The following is a 15081-nucleotide window of genomic DNA, read 5'->3' as shown; positions in this document are numbered from 1 at the left end:
TAATAACGGTTCGGTATCGATGGCCGGTCGGGGACCGGTTCCGGCAGATCCTTAACTGCAATTGAATATTTACTCTGGAAAGTTAATTCCGCCGAGAGTTCCACGCAAATCGATCGAACGTGAATATCGACAATTTTGGTGACTTTAGTGGTATCACGTAGGGTGATCGGCGAAAGGGGGGAACTCGATGATCAACTCGTTGGGTCTGGAGCAGGCCGCCGAGCCGATCGCCCGCCGTCGTCCACTGCGATGGGCGCTGCTGGTGCTCGGATGGCTTTTGCTGCTCGCGGGCATCGCCGGAGTCGGGCTGCACTACAGCCCGTGGGTGTGGGAGCCGGCGGTGCTGGCCGCGTCGTTCGCGTCGTATCCGATGGCCGGTGCGCTCGCCGCGATCGTGCTGCTGGGCCTGGCTCGCCAGTGGGCGAGCACCGCGGTCGCGGTGCTGGTGTCGGCCGCCGCCCTCTGGTCGCAGGGGCCGATGCTGTGGCCAGACGGGAGCGCCCCGCCGGGCATGGATCTGGTGGTGATGCAGTCGAATCTGGAGCTCGGCCGCGGATCCGCGGAGGCGGTGGTGCGCACGGCGCGCGAGGACGGCGTCGAGGTCCTGACCCTCGAGGAGCTGACGCCGGACCTGCTGGACAGGCTCGATGCCGCCGGACTCGCCGAGCTGTTCCCGTATCGCTTCGCCGCACCCTCCGGCAACAGCGGGCAAGGCACCGGGATCTTCAGCCGCTATCCGCTGACCGACGGCGTCAAGCTCGACGGATTCTGGCTGAACAACCTGCGCGCCACCATGATTCACCCCGCCCGCGGGCCGGTGTCGGTCTTCGCGTTCCACCCGATTCCGCCGATGTTGAACACCGGGGTGTGGAGCAGCGAACTCGACCGGCTCCGTGCACATCTGGACGAGACGACCGGGCCCGCGGTGGTCGGCGGTGACTTCAACTCCACCTACGACCACGCCGCCTTCCGCGCGCTGATCAGCGGCCGCTACGCCGATTCCGCCGAACTCCTCGGCGTCGGCGCCCTGCCCACCTGGCCGACCGATCGCGCCTGGGGTCCGGTGATCGGCATCGACCGCGTCCTGATCGCCGAGGGGCACGCCACCGCCCTGCACTCGGTCACGATCCCGAACACCGATCATCGCGCCGTGATCGCGCGCCTGCGTCTCTGAGACGGACCGCTCGGCGCTGTCGCGTGTGTCACACTGACCAGTCGGGAATTGACGGGCACCGCAGGCCCTTCGGGGCCGGCGGAAGTCGATGAGGACAGCGCGCACATGTTCGACTGGGATCTATCGAGAAATACCTCCAGCGTCCACGTCATGACGCGGATCGCGGAGGAACGGGGGATGACGGCCGAGGAGTGCCTGGCCGGAACCGGGATGCCGCCCGCCGCGGTGATCGACCCGAACGTCACCGTCACCGCCCGGCAGGAACTCACGGTGGTCCGAAATCTGCTGGAGCGCTTCGGCGATGAGCCGGGGCTGGGCGTGGAAGCGGGCCGCCACTATCACCTCTCGCTCTACGGGCCGTGGGGTCTGGCGATGCTCGCCAGCCGTACCCTGCGCGAGTCGGTGGACGTCGCGCTGCGCTACGTGGAGCTGGCCTTCGCGTTCGGGCACCTGCGATTCGAGGAAACCGAGACCGAGGCGAGGCTGCTGCTCGACGATTCCGAAGTGCCCGAGGACGTTCGCGGCTTCCTCGCCGAACGGGTACTGACCGGCGCCCAGCTGCTCGGCACCGAGTTGTTCTCCACCGGCATCCCGCTGCGCCGCTTGACCTTCCGGCACCACGAGCCTGCCGACACCACCCGCCACCGCGAGATCTTCGGACTCGAACCGGAATTCGGGGCGGCCGACAACGAGCTCGTGTTCGACGCCGCCTACCTGGACCTGCCGCTGCCGCAGGCCAACGAGTGGGCGCGCAGCACCTGCGAGCAGATGTGCCGCGATCTGCTCGTCCGCCGCCACGCCCGCACCGGCGTGGCGGGCACGGTTCGTGATCTGCTGGTCCGGGATCCGGGTCGGGTGCCCGATCAGGTGGAGGTCGCCGCCGAACTGTTCATGAGTCCACGCACCCTCTCCCGCCGCCTCCATGAGGAGGGGACCTCGTTCCGCGCCCTGCTCGACGAGGTGCGCCGAGCGCTGTCGGAGGAACTGCTCGACCACACCTCCATGACCACCGAACAGCTGGCCGCCCGGCTCGGCTACGCGGAGGCCGCCTCGTTCATCCGGGCCTTCCGCCGCTGGAAGGGTTGCACCCCACAGGAATACCGCTCCCGCCAAGGGCGCGCGCCGGCGCGGGTGCCACAAGCGGTGTAGCCGACGCGAAATATCAATCGTCCGTCCGCGCCGGGGCTGCGGTCCCGGGCGGTCGCGCATCGAATCGGTCGGCGCGCCGACGAAAGGCGTTTCGGTCGTCGACACCGCGAAACGAGTTGCGGCCCTGGCCGCGTGGGTGCGCCCTCACACCGGCTGTTTGCGGTAAGTTTGCCGAATACTGTCGGGTGAACGGGAGGCGCGTCGGTGCTCACGGAGGATTCCTATCTGCTCGCGCCCGCCGAGGGCGACTACCTGTCGGTCCGCACGGTCACCGCGCGCGGCGGTGACGAGGAGATCGGGGCCGATCTGGCTCGCCTCGGCCGTACCGACTTCGGCGCGCGGATCGCGCCCTACTCCGATCCGATCTACGCGCAGGCGCGCCGCACCTACCTGGAACGCAACCATCCCGCTCTCGCCGCGCGGGCGCGCGGCGTGGCGGCGGCGTTCGGCATGCCCGCCGACGGCGACGAATTCGACACGACCGCGGTCGGATACGACGTGCCCGGCGGTCCCGCCTGTTCGGCGGTGTGGTTCCCGCCCGCGCTGACCACCACCGGGCGGCCACTGTTCGGCAGGAACATGGACTGGTACACCCTGCCCCTGAGCGCCACCACCGGCATGCGGCCCGGACCCGACGAACACCCGTCGTGCTCCCGCACGGTCCTGGTCACCACCGTCGGCGAATCCGGGCGCGCGGTAGCGCAATTGGGCTGCCACGACCTGGTCAACCCCGGCTACGACGGCGTCAACGACGCCGGGCTGATGATGGCGCTGCTGGTCGACCACACCGCACCCGGCAACCCGGGCACCAGCGGCGCCGGTTTCCTCGACCACGGCCTGTCCTCGATGCAGCTGATCGGCTACGTCCTCGATCAGGCCACCACCGTCGCCGAGGCCAAACGCTCCCTGCTGACCCAGCACATCTTCGTCCCGGTCGCCGAGAGCCAACACTGGCTCATCGCCGACGCCCAGGGTGCGGCCACCGTCTTCGAAATCGACCGCGCCTCACGGCAATACCGCTTCACCGACGCTCCCGCCGACGCGCCGTTCATCATCACCAACCACGCCCTGCACACCTACCCCACCATGGACACCTTCCCGGCGGTCGACCCGAGCCGCGAACACGATTCCTTCGTCCGCTACCGCATGCTGTCGGAAGCCATCGGCGCCCACCGCGGGCTGTGGAGCCCCGCCGATATCGATGCGCTGCTCGACGTGGTGCTGTGCGCCTTCACCGACGACGCGGCCGCCGGCGTCAGCGGCGGCGTCCCCGAACGCACGCTCTGGAACTACCTCGCCGACCCGGTCGCCCGCACCTATCGCTTCCGATTCCACCAGTGCGATCTCGGCCCCGAGCCGGGCACCAACCACATGCGCGTCCAACGCACCGATCACCTCGAGTGGAGCTTGGACAAAGCGTTGTCCTGATCGGGAACGCGCTTCTGGCACACGGTGGATCCCGCTCGAGCGGGGTCGCCGGATTCAGCCCACAGTCTTGGCGGTGAAGTCGGCGATGGCCACGCCGACCGGGTCCGGGCTGCCGTCGTTCTGGGTTTCGGCGCCGGCGAGGGTGTCGATATGGGTGTAGCCCGGGACGATGACGCGCTGGAAGTGTGGCGCGGTCGGGATGATCGAGGCGGCGAGGTCCTGGGCGTCGAGGAAGTCGTGGACGACGCTGTCGGTGCCGTTGATGGTGATCATCGGTTTGCCCATCACCTCGGCGTCGTACCTGATGTTCGACAGCGACCCGGTGCGGCTGCCGGCGAGGGCGAGGAACGTGTCGTACAGCACCCGCGTCGGGAAATACCACTCGGTGAATCCCAGTGGGCCGCTGACCATTCGAGCGAAGTCGGCGATGTCGACGACCTGGTCCCACGGGTTCGTATAGAAGGTCGTAGGGGTGTGGCGGTAGTCGTCCCAGGTGTAGAGGACGTTCGGATCGACCGGTCCCACCCGCTTCTCGTGGCCCAGCGCGCCGCCCACACCCAGGCCGATCAGCGGAATCCGCTGCGGGCCGTCGGGCAGCGGGAACGTCTTCTCCTGCACCGGCCCGCCCGCCAGCGCACCCAGACTGACCTGGTCCAAGCCGATGTTCATGCCGTTCTTGCTCAGGATCTGGCCGAACGCCGCCTGATTGGTGAAGCGGAAGTCGCGCAGGTTCGGCGCGCCGGTGAGGACGTCGGCCCAGTTGTTCGCCCCGCCGACCCGGAAGGTGCTGTCCAGACCCCAGGTCACCGGAAGACGCTTCAGCACATCGGATTCGGCGTCGGGCTCGAACTGCGCGTCCAGGCCCAGAATCGACAGGGCGTTGAAAGTCTGCGGATTGAAGATCGGGATCAGCGCGTTGTCCGCGGGCGCCAACCCGAACTTCAACAGGGCGGTCGAGATCGCCTCCGGCAGTGCCAGGCCCAGTTCACTGAGCTTGGCGAACAGCGGATCCACCTTCAACCCGACCGGGTCTGCGGTGACCAGCGTGTCGAGGGCGACGAACCCGGCGCACTGGTTGTATCCGGCGTCAGTCCGATCGCCGGTGAAGTCGGTGGCGGCGAACAGCCCGGTGAGCAGACCGCCCTGTGAATGCCCGCCGCACAGCGTCTTCGACTGTCGGAAGCCCCGATCGGGCAACTCCCGCGTCAGAATCTCGTACTCGTCCCGTGAAGTCTGCGCGACACCGAAGTCCGCGCCCATCCGGTCGCCCCACAGCCCCCGCCAGCCCGGGAACGTCTTCCCGTCGATCACGGCGCCGTTGTAGTAGTAGTCGATGGCGATCCGGTAGTCGCCCGCCGCACGCGCCGCGTCGATACCGGTGTTGTCCTGCTGGCAGACGCCCCGCCGCGCCAGCGACCACCACTCGGCGTGCTTGCCCTTGGCGGCCAACTGGTGCAGCGTGTTTCGCGCCACCCGGTCCAGCGAGTACGCGCTGCCCGTCGCGCCGGGCTGCATGACCAGTACGGTGTCGGCCTGCTCCGGATCCTCGGGTTCGTCGGTGAGCCGGTAACGCAGGTAGCTGATCTTGTCGCATTCCGGCGGATGGGGACCGGCCGTGGGCAGCATCGGGCTGTCCAGGGTGACCTCGCGGACCTCGATACCACCCCCGCTCTCCACGACTTGCTCGGTGCGCCCGGGCGTTTCGGCGGACGCGAGCGCGGTCGCGCCGGAGGCGGCCAGGGCGATGGCGGTGACGGCGGTCAGGCCCCGGAGACGGGCGGGGGTACGCATCGGTGGATACCTCGGTTCTCGCGGTGTCAATTGACGAATCGGAAGCAGGTGCGCTGGCCCGCGTCACCGGGCCTGGCGGCGCGGTGACACACCATCGCGTAATCGCGGCCCGGACGCTGGGACAGGTAGTTCCAGACGGCCAGGCCGGCATGCAGCGGGACCACCTCCTGGGTGCCGTCCCGCAGGTAGAGGGTCATCTCGCCGTCCGCGCCCGCCGGATCGCCCAGCTTCAGGTCGGCCAGCCAGCCCAGCGTCCAGATCGGAAGATCCGGGCTGACATACCAATTGCCCGCGTCGTAGGTCGTCCACTCGGGCGTGAGGTCGGTGTGCTTGAAGTCGAACCCGGCCAGGTTGATGGTGAAGTCGATCGGTGGCAGCCAGCCGGCGCTGGTGCTCAGACCCGGCGGCTGTGGCGCGGGCTGTGGCGCGGCCGGTACGTTCACGGCGGGTGGCGGGGGAGTGTCGGCATGGGCCATGGGGGCGGCGGCCAGAGCGACCAGAGCCGCCCCGATGCAGACGCGCAGGGGGAAAGAGACAGTCATGGGCGGGCTTTCGTCAGTCGTTCGGGAAGCGCAGGCAGGTGCGGGTTCGGTACGGGTCGGTGGTGACCTCGGCACACACCTCGGCGTAGGCGCCGGCCGGTCGGCGGGCCGTCACGGCGTAGATCACCGGCAGCCCGCAGGAGGTGCCTACCGGCACGACCTCCGGTACGCCGTCATCCTTGGGGTAGAACGCGAATTGCCCTGACACGCAATGTCCTCCGGCGGTCGAGGACAGCACGCCGACCACGCCCGGCGCGACGGCCGGAGTGAGGGTGCCGATATCGCCGTCGAACAGCGCACCGGCCGGGACGGCCGTGAAATGGTTGAGGCTGGTGCCGCCGACACTGACGCCCCAGGACAGCGTCGGCTCCACCGCGCCCGCGTGCGGTGCGCCCAGCGCCGCGGTCACCGCGAGCGCGCCGCCGGTCGCCGCGAGTCCGGCTGTGATCTTGTGCTTCATCGATCCGGTTGTCCTTCATCGGGATTGAGGGGAATGCGATTGCGCAGCACGGCCACCGACTCGGAGAGCATGCTCATGGAGATCACGTCGTCGTGCCGGTCGTTGTCCAGGCGTACCGCCGCGGCCCCTTGCGAGCCCAGCCCCACGGTGTGCTGCTCGAGGTAGCCGAACGTGCGGTCGCCGTTGTTGCGGTAGATCATCGCGGTCGACGGAACGTATTGGAGCGCGGCGATATCCATCCGCCCGCTACCGGTGAAATCTCCGATCGCGACGGCACATGGGGCGATCGGACCGACTGTGGTCTGCGGCGGACCGAAATTGCTGTGCCCGTCGCCGTACATGACCGAGAAGCTGAAGGCCGCCACATTCGCGGAGACGACATCGGCGTTGCCGTCGCCGTCGACGTCGGCGACCTTCAGATCCTCATCGGGCAGTGGCAGCAGATTCCAGCGCGGCGGCAGGAAACCGCCCTGCCGATCGTTGCGCAGCACCCAGAACCCGGTGGTCCCCAGATCGCCGGTGACGATGTCGTCGTAGCCGTCGTTGTCCACGTCGGCGACCAGCACCGTCGAGCGGATCAATCCCGCTGCCAGCCACTGCGGTTCACCGAAATGACCCGTTCCGTCGTTGGGCATGACGCCGATCGCGCCGGGCAGCGGAACCAGATTGTCGAACGCGATGTCGAGACGTCCGGTGTGGTGGAAGTCGCCGAGCTGCACGCCCAGCGGCAGCCCGCCGGTACGATAGGTGACCGCCGGATTCGGGTCGCGCGAATACTCGCGATCGACGGTGAAATGCCCGCTCCCGTCATTGAACAAGACCGTGATGCTGAACTGATTGCTCACCACCAGATCCAGCGCCCCGGTGCCCCGCAGATCGCCCGCCACCACGGCGTTCGCACCGACCTCGGTGGGGATGAACTGGGTCCGGCGCAGCCGCCCGTGACCGTCGCCGCGCAGGATGGCGACCCCGCCCGCCACCCCGGTCGCGGCCACCGACTGATTCCCGTCACGGAAGAAGTCACCCGTGGCCAGGGTCTGCGACCCGTACCCCGAACCCAGTCCGCCCGCGTAATACTCGACCGAGTCTTCGAATGCCGGATTCGGTCCGGTGCCGCCGGACCCGGTGTCCGGCGCGGCGCTGACCAGCGCGATCGGAGCGGCCAGCGTGAGCGAGGCCACCAGCGCGCCGGTCGTGAACAGCTTCTGGTATCCCGACATATGTTGTTTTCCTGACGAATTCGCGTCCGGCGTCACTGCGGCGTGCAGTCGTGCCGGCCCGGGCTGCTGGTGAGGTTCTGAAGGAAGATCTGCGGGCGGAACACCTGGATGAGGGTGGCGCGGTCCGGAACCGTCACGCACAGACTCGGCCCGTAGTGCCCCTGCGGCGCGTACTCGGTCGCGACCGCCCGCGACAGGCCGTCGATCGGCTCGCGCAACGCATCGCACGACGCCTGATCGGCATCGCCCCGGCCGTAACAGTTGAACCAGGCCATGGCGTAATGCACCGACAGCGCGGGCGATTTCGCGTTGTGCGGCACCCCGAGCCAGTTGATGGAGTCGCCGTGGCTGCCGCCCTCGTAGTCGACGAACATCATCGGATTGGTGCTGCGCGGGTCACGTCGTTCCATGTCGTAGAGGTCCTTGGTGCCGATCGGCCCGTCGGTGGGGTCGAAGATCGGGTTGGGCGGCAGCACACCGTTCTCGTTCAGCCCCGGAATATCGAAATCCGCCGTCTGCCACTGCACCGCCGCCGACGCCACATGATGGGTGAAGCCCGACATTCCGACGAACGACGACACCTTCGGCAGCGGGCGGCCGTCATAGCCGAAACCCTTGTCCTGCCAGTTCAAATAGGACGACATGCCGATCGAGCCGACCGACTGCCCCCACAGATTGATGTGATCAAGATCCAGCAGGTCCAGCCACGGATTGCGCTGGTTCTCCCCGGCGGGGGCATACGCGGGGTTGATCCGCACCAGCCGCGGATTCTGCGCGCGCACCAGGTTTCCGAGCTCATTGCCCAGATCGCTGATCGCCGTGATGTCCTGGCCCGCGACCCAGCGGGTGACATCCTGGGCGTCCAGGCAGGATCCGGGGGCGAAGCAGTGCTCCACCTGGAGCAGCGGCGTGATCAGATCCAGCGCGTTGCCGTCACTGGCCGGCTGCCCGGCCTGGGCGAAGGTGAAGGAGATGAAGCCGTCGCGGGCCGTGCCCATGGCGTACATGCCGACGTCGCTCTGATGCTCGGAGGCGCCGGGGAAGCCGATGGTCACCGGATACTTGCGCGCATCCGGGTGGTCGGGGTCGACGCCGGCGGGGAAGAACACCTTGCCCGCCAACGAGATACCGCGGGCGTTCACCATCCGGAACTTTCGCACGGCGCCCTGGGCGAAGACCGCGCCGGATTCGCCCGGGGCGCAGGAACCGTCGACGGTCTCGAACCACACCGTGCCGTCGGGGTTGTTGCACGGCAACCGGAACCGGGCCTGCGCATAGTCCGGATCGTCGTACGTGTCGTCGTGTAGCGCGTCGTCGACATCGGCGACACCGAACCGGCCGTTGTGGTTCCAGTCCGGAATGTAGGCCGGATGTGTCGGCAACCCGAGTCCGAACGGCGCGACATGGGTCAACGCGTCCCACACGTGCTGCGCCGCCGCCGCGGCGCCCGACGCGCCCTGCGGCGTATGCCAGGTCTCCGGCTTCGTCAGATCCACGAACGGCTGGGCCAGGCGTCCCGCGGTGTCGAGAATGCCTGCGCCGACCAGATATTGGAGCTGCCCGGGAGTCAGGGTGTCCACGAAGGTCCCGGTGAACAACTGTCCGATCTCGGTGAACACATACGACGGGTCCGGCGGCTGCGGTTCGGGATAGCCCTCGGCCTGCGCGGGCGCGGCGGTCACCGCGCCCAGCGCCAGCAGCGCCGCTGCGGGCAGCGCCGCCAGACCACGAATACGACGGGTTCTACGCACCCCGACCTCCTGCTCGGTCACCGGCGGCCCGGATCGGCGGTGATCGGGGCCTGCCTTCGCATTGAACTGGCTCAGACACTGCGAAGGCAGTTCGCGGGAGGACAGGAGGTTGACAATCAGCGCCAGAATCGGCGCGGGCTCACAATGGGTGCCGGAATTGCAAGTGCAATTTCATTTGGTCCTTGCATTTGTCGCTGTCGAGGACTTCCTGTGCCGATACTGCGACATGCTGTGCCAGAAGCGGCTGCGGGCGCGCGGAATTCGCCCGTTGACACAACAATCGAAGAGCGCGGTCCGGGAGTCGAGAGGCTCCTGGGCCGTTGTCCATTATGTCGTGTATCCAGGAGGGGTCCGGATGCCGGCATCACGCTGATTGCTTATGGAGGCGAGACCCAGGATGACGGCATCCGAAGAGGAGCGACAGATCAGTGAGCTCGTCGCCCGGCTGGCCGACAAATTCCCCCACCTCACGCCGCGCTGTGTCGGCGAAGAGGTCCGCGGAATCCATCGCGAGTTCGAGGGCCACCGGGTGCGGGAATTCATCCCGTTACTGGTGGAGCGCATTGCCGAACGGCAGCTGAGCCGCCGGGTTTCCTACCATTCGACCGCTGTCGGCACCGGATGGCAGTCCTCGGCACCGGCCTATCTCTGACACCGCTCGGTCGCTGATTTGCGCGAAATGGCCGGTCCATCGTGATGGACCGGCCATTGTCGTTGCTGTGCCGCTCCGGGTCAGTGATGCTGGAGCTTGCGCTTCGTCTCCTTGTTCATTGCCTGCGCATCCGACCGTGCCTGCTGGGCGTCCCGTTTGATGCCGTCGCCCATGCGGTCCATGTCACGCCGGGCGTCATCGGCCAGCCGGTCCATGTCCTGTTCGACGCGCTGGGCCTGGTCCTTCATGCCCTGCTTGGCCTTGTTGGCGATCTGGCTGGGTTTGCGGCCGTGCTTGCTAGACATTCCAACCTCCGAATCGGTGGTCTTCGTCCGAACCAAGGAAAGTGGGCGCGGGGATCACCGCGTCCGATCGAATCTCCGAGCGCTGTCGGGCGGCGTCACCAGGGGCAGAGATCGCCGACAGCCGGGTGTTCGCAGCAATTGTTGAGCAACAATTACGCCTCGTAGAGCCTGCACCTGCGCGTCCCCGCTGTCAATCTTTTCGCCGAAATCGGTCGTTGTGCAGGGGGAATGCCGAAACGACGCGTGCGGCGGCGCTCACCTCGGTAGGGTTTTGTTTCCGCGTCCGGGATGTGCGCTGTTCGGCGGCGGTGGAGTGTCGCGCACCGTGTGAAGTGGGTTGGATGTCAGAGTTGGTCGGCACCCGGGTGCCGATGTACACCCCGGAATTCGCCGCCGACCCGCATCGGGTCTATCGCGAAACCCGCGAGCGCTACGGGTCTTTGGTTCCGGTCGAACTCGCGCCCGGCGTCCCGGCCACGCTGGTCGTCGGATACCGCACGGCGGTAAGGATTCTCAACGATCCCGAACGCTTCCCCGCCGATCCGCGCGCCTGGCAGGCGGGCGTGCCCGCCGACTGCCCGGTGCTGCCGATGATGCAATGGCGGCCGAATGCCTTGCGCAACGCCGGAACCGAGCACGCGCGGTACCGGCAGACCAACACCGCCGGATTGACCGGCATCGACCACTACGGTCTGCAGGGCACCGTCGAACGGGTCGCGGTCTCGCTGATCAATTCGTTCTGCGCCGCCGGATCGGCGGACCTGGTGCGCGACTACGCTTTTCCCCTCGCCTTCCGGGTCCTCAACCAGCTGCTCGGCTGCCCCGTCGAGATCGCCGCCCAAGCGGCGGAAGGATTCCGGGCCGTCTTCGAAGGCGTCGGCGCCGAACGCGGCAACACAATGCTCATCGACGCGCTGCTGCGGCTGACCCAGCACAAACGGGCCCACCCCGGCCACGACGTCACCACCCGCATGCTCCACCACCCCGCTGGACTGACCGACACCGAAATGGTGCATCAGCTCGCCACCCTCTACGGCGCGGGCATCGAGCCGCAACAGAACCTGATCGTCAACGCCATACTGCTGCTCCTGGTCGACGACCGCTTCCGCGGCAGCGCCCTGGGCGGCAGCCTCTCCACCCGCGAAGCCCTCGACGAAGTCCTCTTCGACGACCCCCCGATGGCCAACTTCTGCATCAGCTTCCCGCCCCGCGCGGTCCTCCTCGACGACTGCTGGCTGCCCGCCCACCAACCCGTCGTCATCAGCATGGCCGCCTGCAACACCGACCCCGCCATCCGCAGCGCCGAATTCGCCGGCAACCGCTCCCACCTCGCCTGGGGCGCCGGCCCCCACACCTGCCCCGCCAGCTCCCTGGCCTACCTCATCGCCCAGGAAGCCGTCGACCAACTCCTCGACGCCCTCCCCGAACTCCACCTCACCATCCCCGCCACCGAATTGACCTGGCGCCCAGGCCCCTTCCACCGCGCCCTCCTCTCCCTCCCCGTAGCCTTCACCCCCGCCCCACCCCTCCCCGAACCCCACTGACCCCACCCCCCGCCGCGCCGATTTGGCAAACCGGCGGGGTGACACGCTAGTGTTGTCTCACTCCGGCAAGGGAATCCAACCCGGACAGTCGCCCCGGCGACGAGACCCGGTTCTATAGCTCAGCGGGAGAGCACTCGCTTCACACGCGAGGGGTCGCTGGTTCGATCCCAGCTAGAACCACTTCGAACGGCAGGCACCACACGGTGCCTGCCGTTTTGTGTTCGTTCGGCGACCGGAAGCCCGCTTCATACAGCGAGCTACGGCGTGCTCCCGGGTCTGGTAGGGGTGGTGAGGGCGTCGAGAGCTGTGGTGAGGGTGGCGGGGGTACGCAGGGGGTGGCGGTTCAGGTGGGGGAGCTCGCGTTTCGCAATGGCGGTGAGGACGCCCGCCGGGGGGAGTTCGAGGAGTGTGGTGAGGCGGGCCTCCTGGCGCAGGGTTGTCGTGCACAGGTCCCAGCGGACGGGGCGGGTGATCTGAGCGGCGATCTTGGTCAGGGCGTCGGCGCCCGACGTGACGGGGCGACCGTCGAGGTTGGACAGCAGGGGACGGATCGGGTTGCGGGGGATGAGTTTTCCGATCGCGCGGGTCACCGCGTCGCGGGCGGCGGCCATGAATTCGGTGTGGAAGGCGCCCGCCACCGGGAGGACGACCACTTTGGCGTCCGCCGGGCGGTCGGCCGACAGCGCGGCCAGGGCTTCGATGCGTCCGGCGACGACGAGATGGCCGGGAGCATTGTGGTTGGCGGGCACCAGATCGAGTTCCGCGATGCGGGTGAGCACCTCCTCGGGGCGGCCGCCGAGGACGGCCGCCATGCCGGTGCGGTCCGCGGCGCAGGCGTCGGCCATGGCGCGGCCGCGGATGGCGGCCAGGGCGATCGCGTCGTCGGGGGAGATCACGCCCGCGGCCGCTGCCGCCGCGAGCTCGCCGACCGAGTGACCGGCGACCATCGTGTCGGGCCCGAGGCCGCCCGCGGCGTGCAACGCCTGCACCGCGAGCAGCGCGGCGGCGACCACCAGCGGCTGGGTGGTGGCGGTGTCGACGAGTTCGGTTGCGTCGGCGGTGGTTCCGAGGCGCAGCAGGTCGAGGTCACAGATCTCCGACCAGCGCGCGAGGCTTCGCTCGGCACCCGGCAGCGACAGCCAGTCGGTCAGCATGCCTGGTTTCTGCGAGCCCTGCCCGGGCGCCAGGAGGGCATAGGGCTCGACGTCGAGGCGGGTGTGGGCGGCGGCAGGGTGGCTCATCTGCGCTGCCTCAGCGCGACGCATTCCTCGGCGAAGGCCAGCGAGCGCAGGTGGAAGGTGCGCGCCGTGTAGCCGAGGCTGGTGTTGTGGCCGGCGTCGAGCTGACGGTCGATGACCACGCGCGGTGAATGCCGCAGCCGGGAGCACAGATTCGCGAGGGTGCGGTCGTCGTGATGCCACCAGCGCTCGTGCTCGGCGAAGGTGAACCGGACCGGAACCCGAATGCGCTCGGCGATGGCGGGAAACATCGATTCCCAGCTCACGATGTCGAACCGCTCGGCGGCCGGGATCGGCGCGGTGATCGAGCGAGCCTGGTGGAATGTCTCCGGCGGATACAGCTGCAGCGGCAGCCAGCTCTTCGTCCACGTCGCGCCGATGTTCTCGAGCCCATCGGCCGGGTGGGCGTAACGGTGCCCGCACCCGGAGACATCGATGCCCAGCAGATCCGGTACACGCTGATAGGCGGCAGTGGCCAGAGCCAGCTTGCCGCCGAACGAATGGGCGTGCAGCAGCACACCCGCACCGGTGTCGAACCGCCCGGCCAGATCCCGAAGCGCGTTGGCGAGGGTGGCGGCCTGGTCGATGACGGGCCGGCCCTCGGGCAGTGCGGCAGCGGACGCGCCGTAGCCGGGGCGGTCGATGGCGACGACCGAGAAGCCGAGGGCCGCGCCCAGTTCGAGCATCGACATGCCGGGCAGGGCTCGACCGTCGAAGTATCCGGCCCGCATCCCGGCCCCGTGCAGGGCGACGATGGTGCCGCGCGGCGGCTGCTGGACCGGCGTGGTGATCAGCGCCGACAGCGTCGCGTCACCGCCGTCGAGGTCGATGGACCGGACCTGCAGGTCATCGACCGTCGAATGTGGGTACAGCGGTGTGGGATTGATGACGGTCATGTCTGATCTCCTTGGCTTACACTGCAAATCGAAGTGCCCTGGGTGATGGCGGCACCGGTTTCGACCGCGAGACCGGTGATGACACCGGCCTTGTGGGCGGTGACCGGGTTCTCCATCTTCATGGCCTCGAGGACCACGACCAGATCCCCGGCCTCGACGGACTGCCCCTCCGTGACGGCGACTTTGACCACAGTGCCCTGCATGGGCGCGGTGACTGAATCGCCGGAGGCTGCGTCGGCCATGCCTGTTCGCTTGCGCGGCTTGGGCTTCTTGCGCACCGCAGCCGCACCATTGGCCGACGCGGCGGCGCCGACCGAGAACTGACCCGGCAGCGACACTTCCAGACGACGACCGCCGACCTCGACGACCACCTTCTGGCGGGGCGCCTCGTCCTCGTCCTCGATGGGTTGGCCGCCGGTGTACGGCTCGATCGGGTTGTCCCACTCGTTCTCGATCCACTTGGTGTAGACGTCGAACTTCTCGCCGTCGCCGATGAAGGCGGGGTTGGTGACGATGTGGCGGTGGAAGGGGAGGACGGTGGCCAAGCCCTCGATGTGGAATTCGGCGAGGGCGCGGGCTGCTCGTTGGAGGGCCTGGTCACGGTTCTCACCGGTCACGATCAGCTTGGCGAGCATGGAGTCGAATTGGCCGCCGATGACAGAGCCCTCGACCACACCGGAGTCGACACGGACGCCGGGACCGGTCGGTTCGCGGTAGGTGTCGACCGGGCCGGGTGCGGGGAGGAAGCCGCGGCCCGCGTCTTCGCCGTTGATGCGGAACTCGAACGAGTGGCCGCGCGGGGTCGGGTCCTCGGTCAAGGTCAGGGCGTGCCCTTCGGCGATGCGGAACTGCTGGCGCACCAGGTCGATGCCGGCGGTCTCCTCGGTGACCGGGTGCTCGACCTGCAGGCGGGTGTTCACCTCGAGGAACG

At 68.2% G+C, this 15081-nt stretch carries 14 protein-coding genes and 1 tRNA gene; 6 read left to right on the top strand and 9 right to left on the bottom strand.

Annotated features, from left to right (window positions below):
• Positions 1 to 187 precede the first annotated feature (187 nt).
• From ACYVKL_RS35595 to ACYVKL_RS35585, 3 genes are all read left to right on the top strand, one after another.
• Entirely contained in the window at positions 188 to 1174 is a 987-nt protein-coding gene (locus ACYVKL_RS35595) for an endonuclease/exonuclease/phosphatase family protein (protein ID WP_379172695.1), read from the top strand.
• A 150-nt stretch (positions 1175 to 1324) separates the two neighbouring features.
• Entirely contained in the window at positions 1325 to 2323 is a 999-nt protein-coding gene (locus ACYVKL_RS35590; RefSeq protein ID WP_379172693.1) for an AraC family transcriptional regulator, read from the top strand.
• Positions 2324 to 2527: 204 nt separating this feature from the next.
• Positions 2528 to 3751 (top strand): C45 family autoproteolytic acyltransferase/hydrolase, encoded by a 1224-nt coding sequence (locus tag ACYVKL_RS35585; protein WP_379172691.1) that lies wholly within the window; start codon positions 2528 to 2530, stop codon positions 3749 to 3751.
• Positions 3752 to 3805: 54 nt separating this feature from the next.
• Here ACYVKL_RS35585 and ACYVKL_RS35580 read toward each other — a convergent pair whose 3' ends face one another.
• The 5 genes from ACYVKL_RS35580 to ACYVKL_RS35560 are packed head-to-tail and all read right to left on the bottom strand — an operon-like array spanning position 3806 to position 9515.
• The gene (locus tag ACYVKL_RS35580) at positions 3806 to 5542 is read right to left on the bottom strand and encodes a hypothetical protein (protein WP_379172689.1); all 1737 of its coding nucleotides are present in this window, start codon (positions 5540 to 5542) and stop codon (positions 3806 to 3808) included.
• Between the two features lie 26 nt (positions 5543 to 5568).
• Positions 5569 to 6084, bottom strand: a complete 516-nt coding sequence (locus ACYVKL_RS35575) for a hypothetical protein (protein ID WP_379172686.1) — start codon at positions 6082 to 6084, stop codon at positions 5569 to 5571.
• A 13-nt stretch (positions 6085 to 6097) separates the two neighbouring features.
• A complete protein-coding gene (locus ACYVKL_RS35570; protein ID WP_379172684.1) occupies positions 6098 to 6544 on the bottom strand; it encodes a hypothetical protein in 447 nt (148 codons plus the stop codon).
• Entirely contained in the window at positions 6541 to 7764 is a 1224-nt protein-coding gene (locus ACYVKL_RS35565; protein ID WP_379172682.1) for an FG-GAP repeat domain-containing protein, read from the bottom strand. Before ACYVKL_RS35565 ends, ACYVKL_RS35570 begins: the two co-directional genes overlap by 4 nt.
• A gap of 32 nt (positions 7765 to 7796) precedes the next feature.
• Positions 7797 to 9515 (bottom strand): alpha/beta hydrolase family protein, encoded by a 1719-nt coding sequence (locus tag ACYVKL_RS35560; RefSeq protein ID WP_379172680.1) that lies wholly within the window; start codon positions 9513 to 9515, stop codon positions 7797 to 7799.
• A 397-nt stretch (positions 9516 to 9912) separates the two neighbouring features.
• On the opposite strand from ACYVKL_RS35560, the gene ACYVKL_RS35555 reads away from it, so the two are divergent.
• A complete protein-coding gene (locus tag ACYVKL_RS35555; protein WP_357195254.1) occupies positions 9913 to 10167 on the top strand; it encodes a three-helix bundle dimerization domain-containing protein in 255 nt (84 codons plus the stop codon).
• Positions 10168 to 10247: 80 nt separating this feature from the next.
• Here ACYVKL_RS35555 and ACYVKL_RS35550 read toward each other — a convergent pair whose 3' ends face one another.
• Positions 10248 to 10472 carry a DUF883 domain-containing protein gene (locus ACYVKL_RS35550; RefSeq protein ID WP_379172677.1) on the bottom strand — a complete coding sequence of 75 codons (225 nt, stop codon included), beginning with the start codon at positions 10470 to 10472 and terminating at the stop codon, positions 10248 to 10250.
• A gap of 341 nt (positions 10473 to 10813) precedes the next feature.
• Here ACYVKL_RS35550 and ACYVKL_RS35545 point away from each other — a divergent pair, with 341 nt between their 5' ends.
• Both ACYVKL_RS35545 and ACYVKL_RS35540 read left to right on the top strand, forming a co-directional pair.
• A complete protein-coding gene (locus ACYVKL_RS35545) occupies positions 10814 to 12016 on the top strand; it encodes a cytochrome P450 (protein WP_379172674.1) in 1203 nt (400 codons plus the stop codon).
• 108 nt (positions 12017 to 12124) lie between these two features.
• Positions 12125 to 12196: transfer RNA gene (locus ACYVKL_RS35540), tRNA-Val, on the top strand.
• A 77-nt stretch (positions 12197 to 12273) separates the two neighbouring features.
• Here ACYVKL_RS35540 and ACYVKL_RS35535 read toward each other — a convergent pair.
• The 3 genes from ACYVKL_RS35535 to ACYVKL_RS35525 all read right to left on the bottom strand — a co-directional run.
• Positions 12274 to 13257 carry an ACP S-malonyltransferase gene (locus tag ACYVKL_RS35535; RefSeq protein ID WP_379172672.1) on the bottom strand — a complete coding sequence of 328 codons (984 nt, stop codon included), beginning with the start codon at positions 13255 to 13257 and terminating at the stop codon, positions 12274 to 12276.
• Positions 13254 to 14150, bottom strand: coding sequence for an alpha/beta fold hydrolase (locus ACYVKL_RS35530; RefSeq protein WP_379172670.1), 897 nt, complete (start codon positions 14148 to 14150; stop codon positions 13254 to 13256). Before ACYVKL_RS35530 ends, ACYVKL_RS35535 begins: the two co-directional genes overlap by 4 nt.
• Positions 14147 to 15081 (bottom strand): biotin/lipoyl-containing protein (locus tag ACYVKL_RS35525; RefSeq protein WP_460774011.1); only part of this gene is annotated, 935 nt, incomplete at its 5' end. The genes ACYVKL_RS35525 and ACYVKL_RS35530, both read right to left, overlap by 4 nt.

It is taken from the genome of Nocardia tengchongensis (assembly GCF_054781395.1).
The sequence above is the reverse complement of the archived record's forward strand: the minus strand, read 5'-3'. Positions and strand labels throughout refer to the sequence as shown.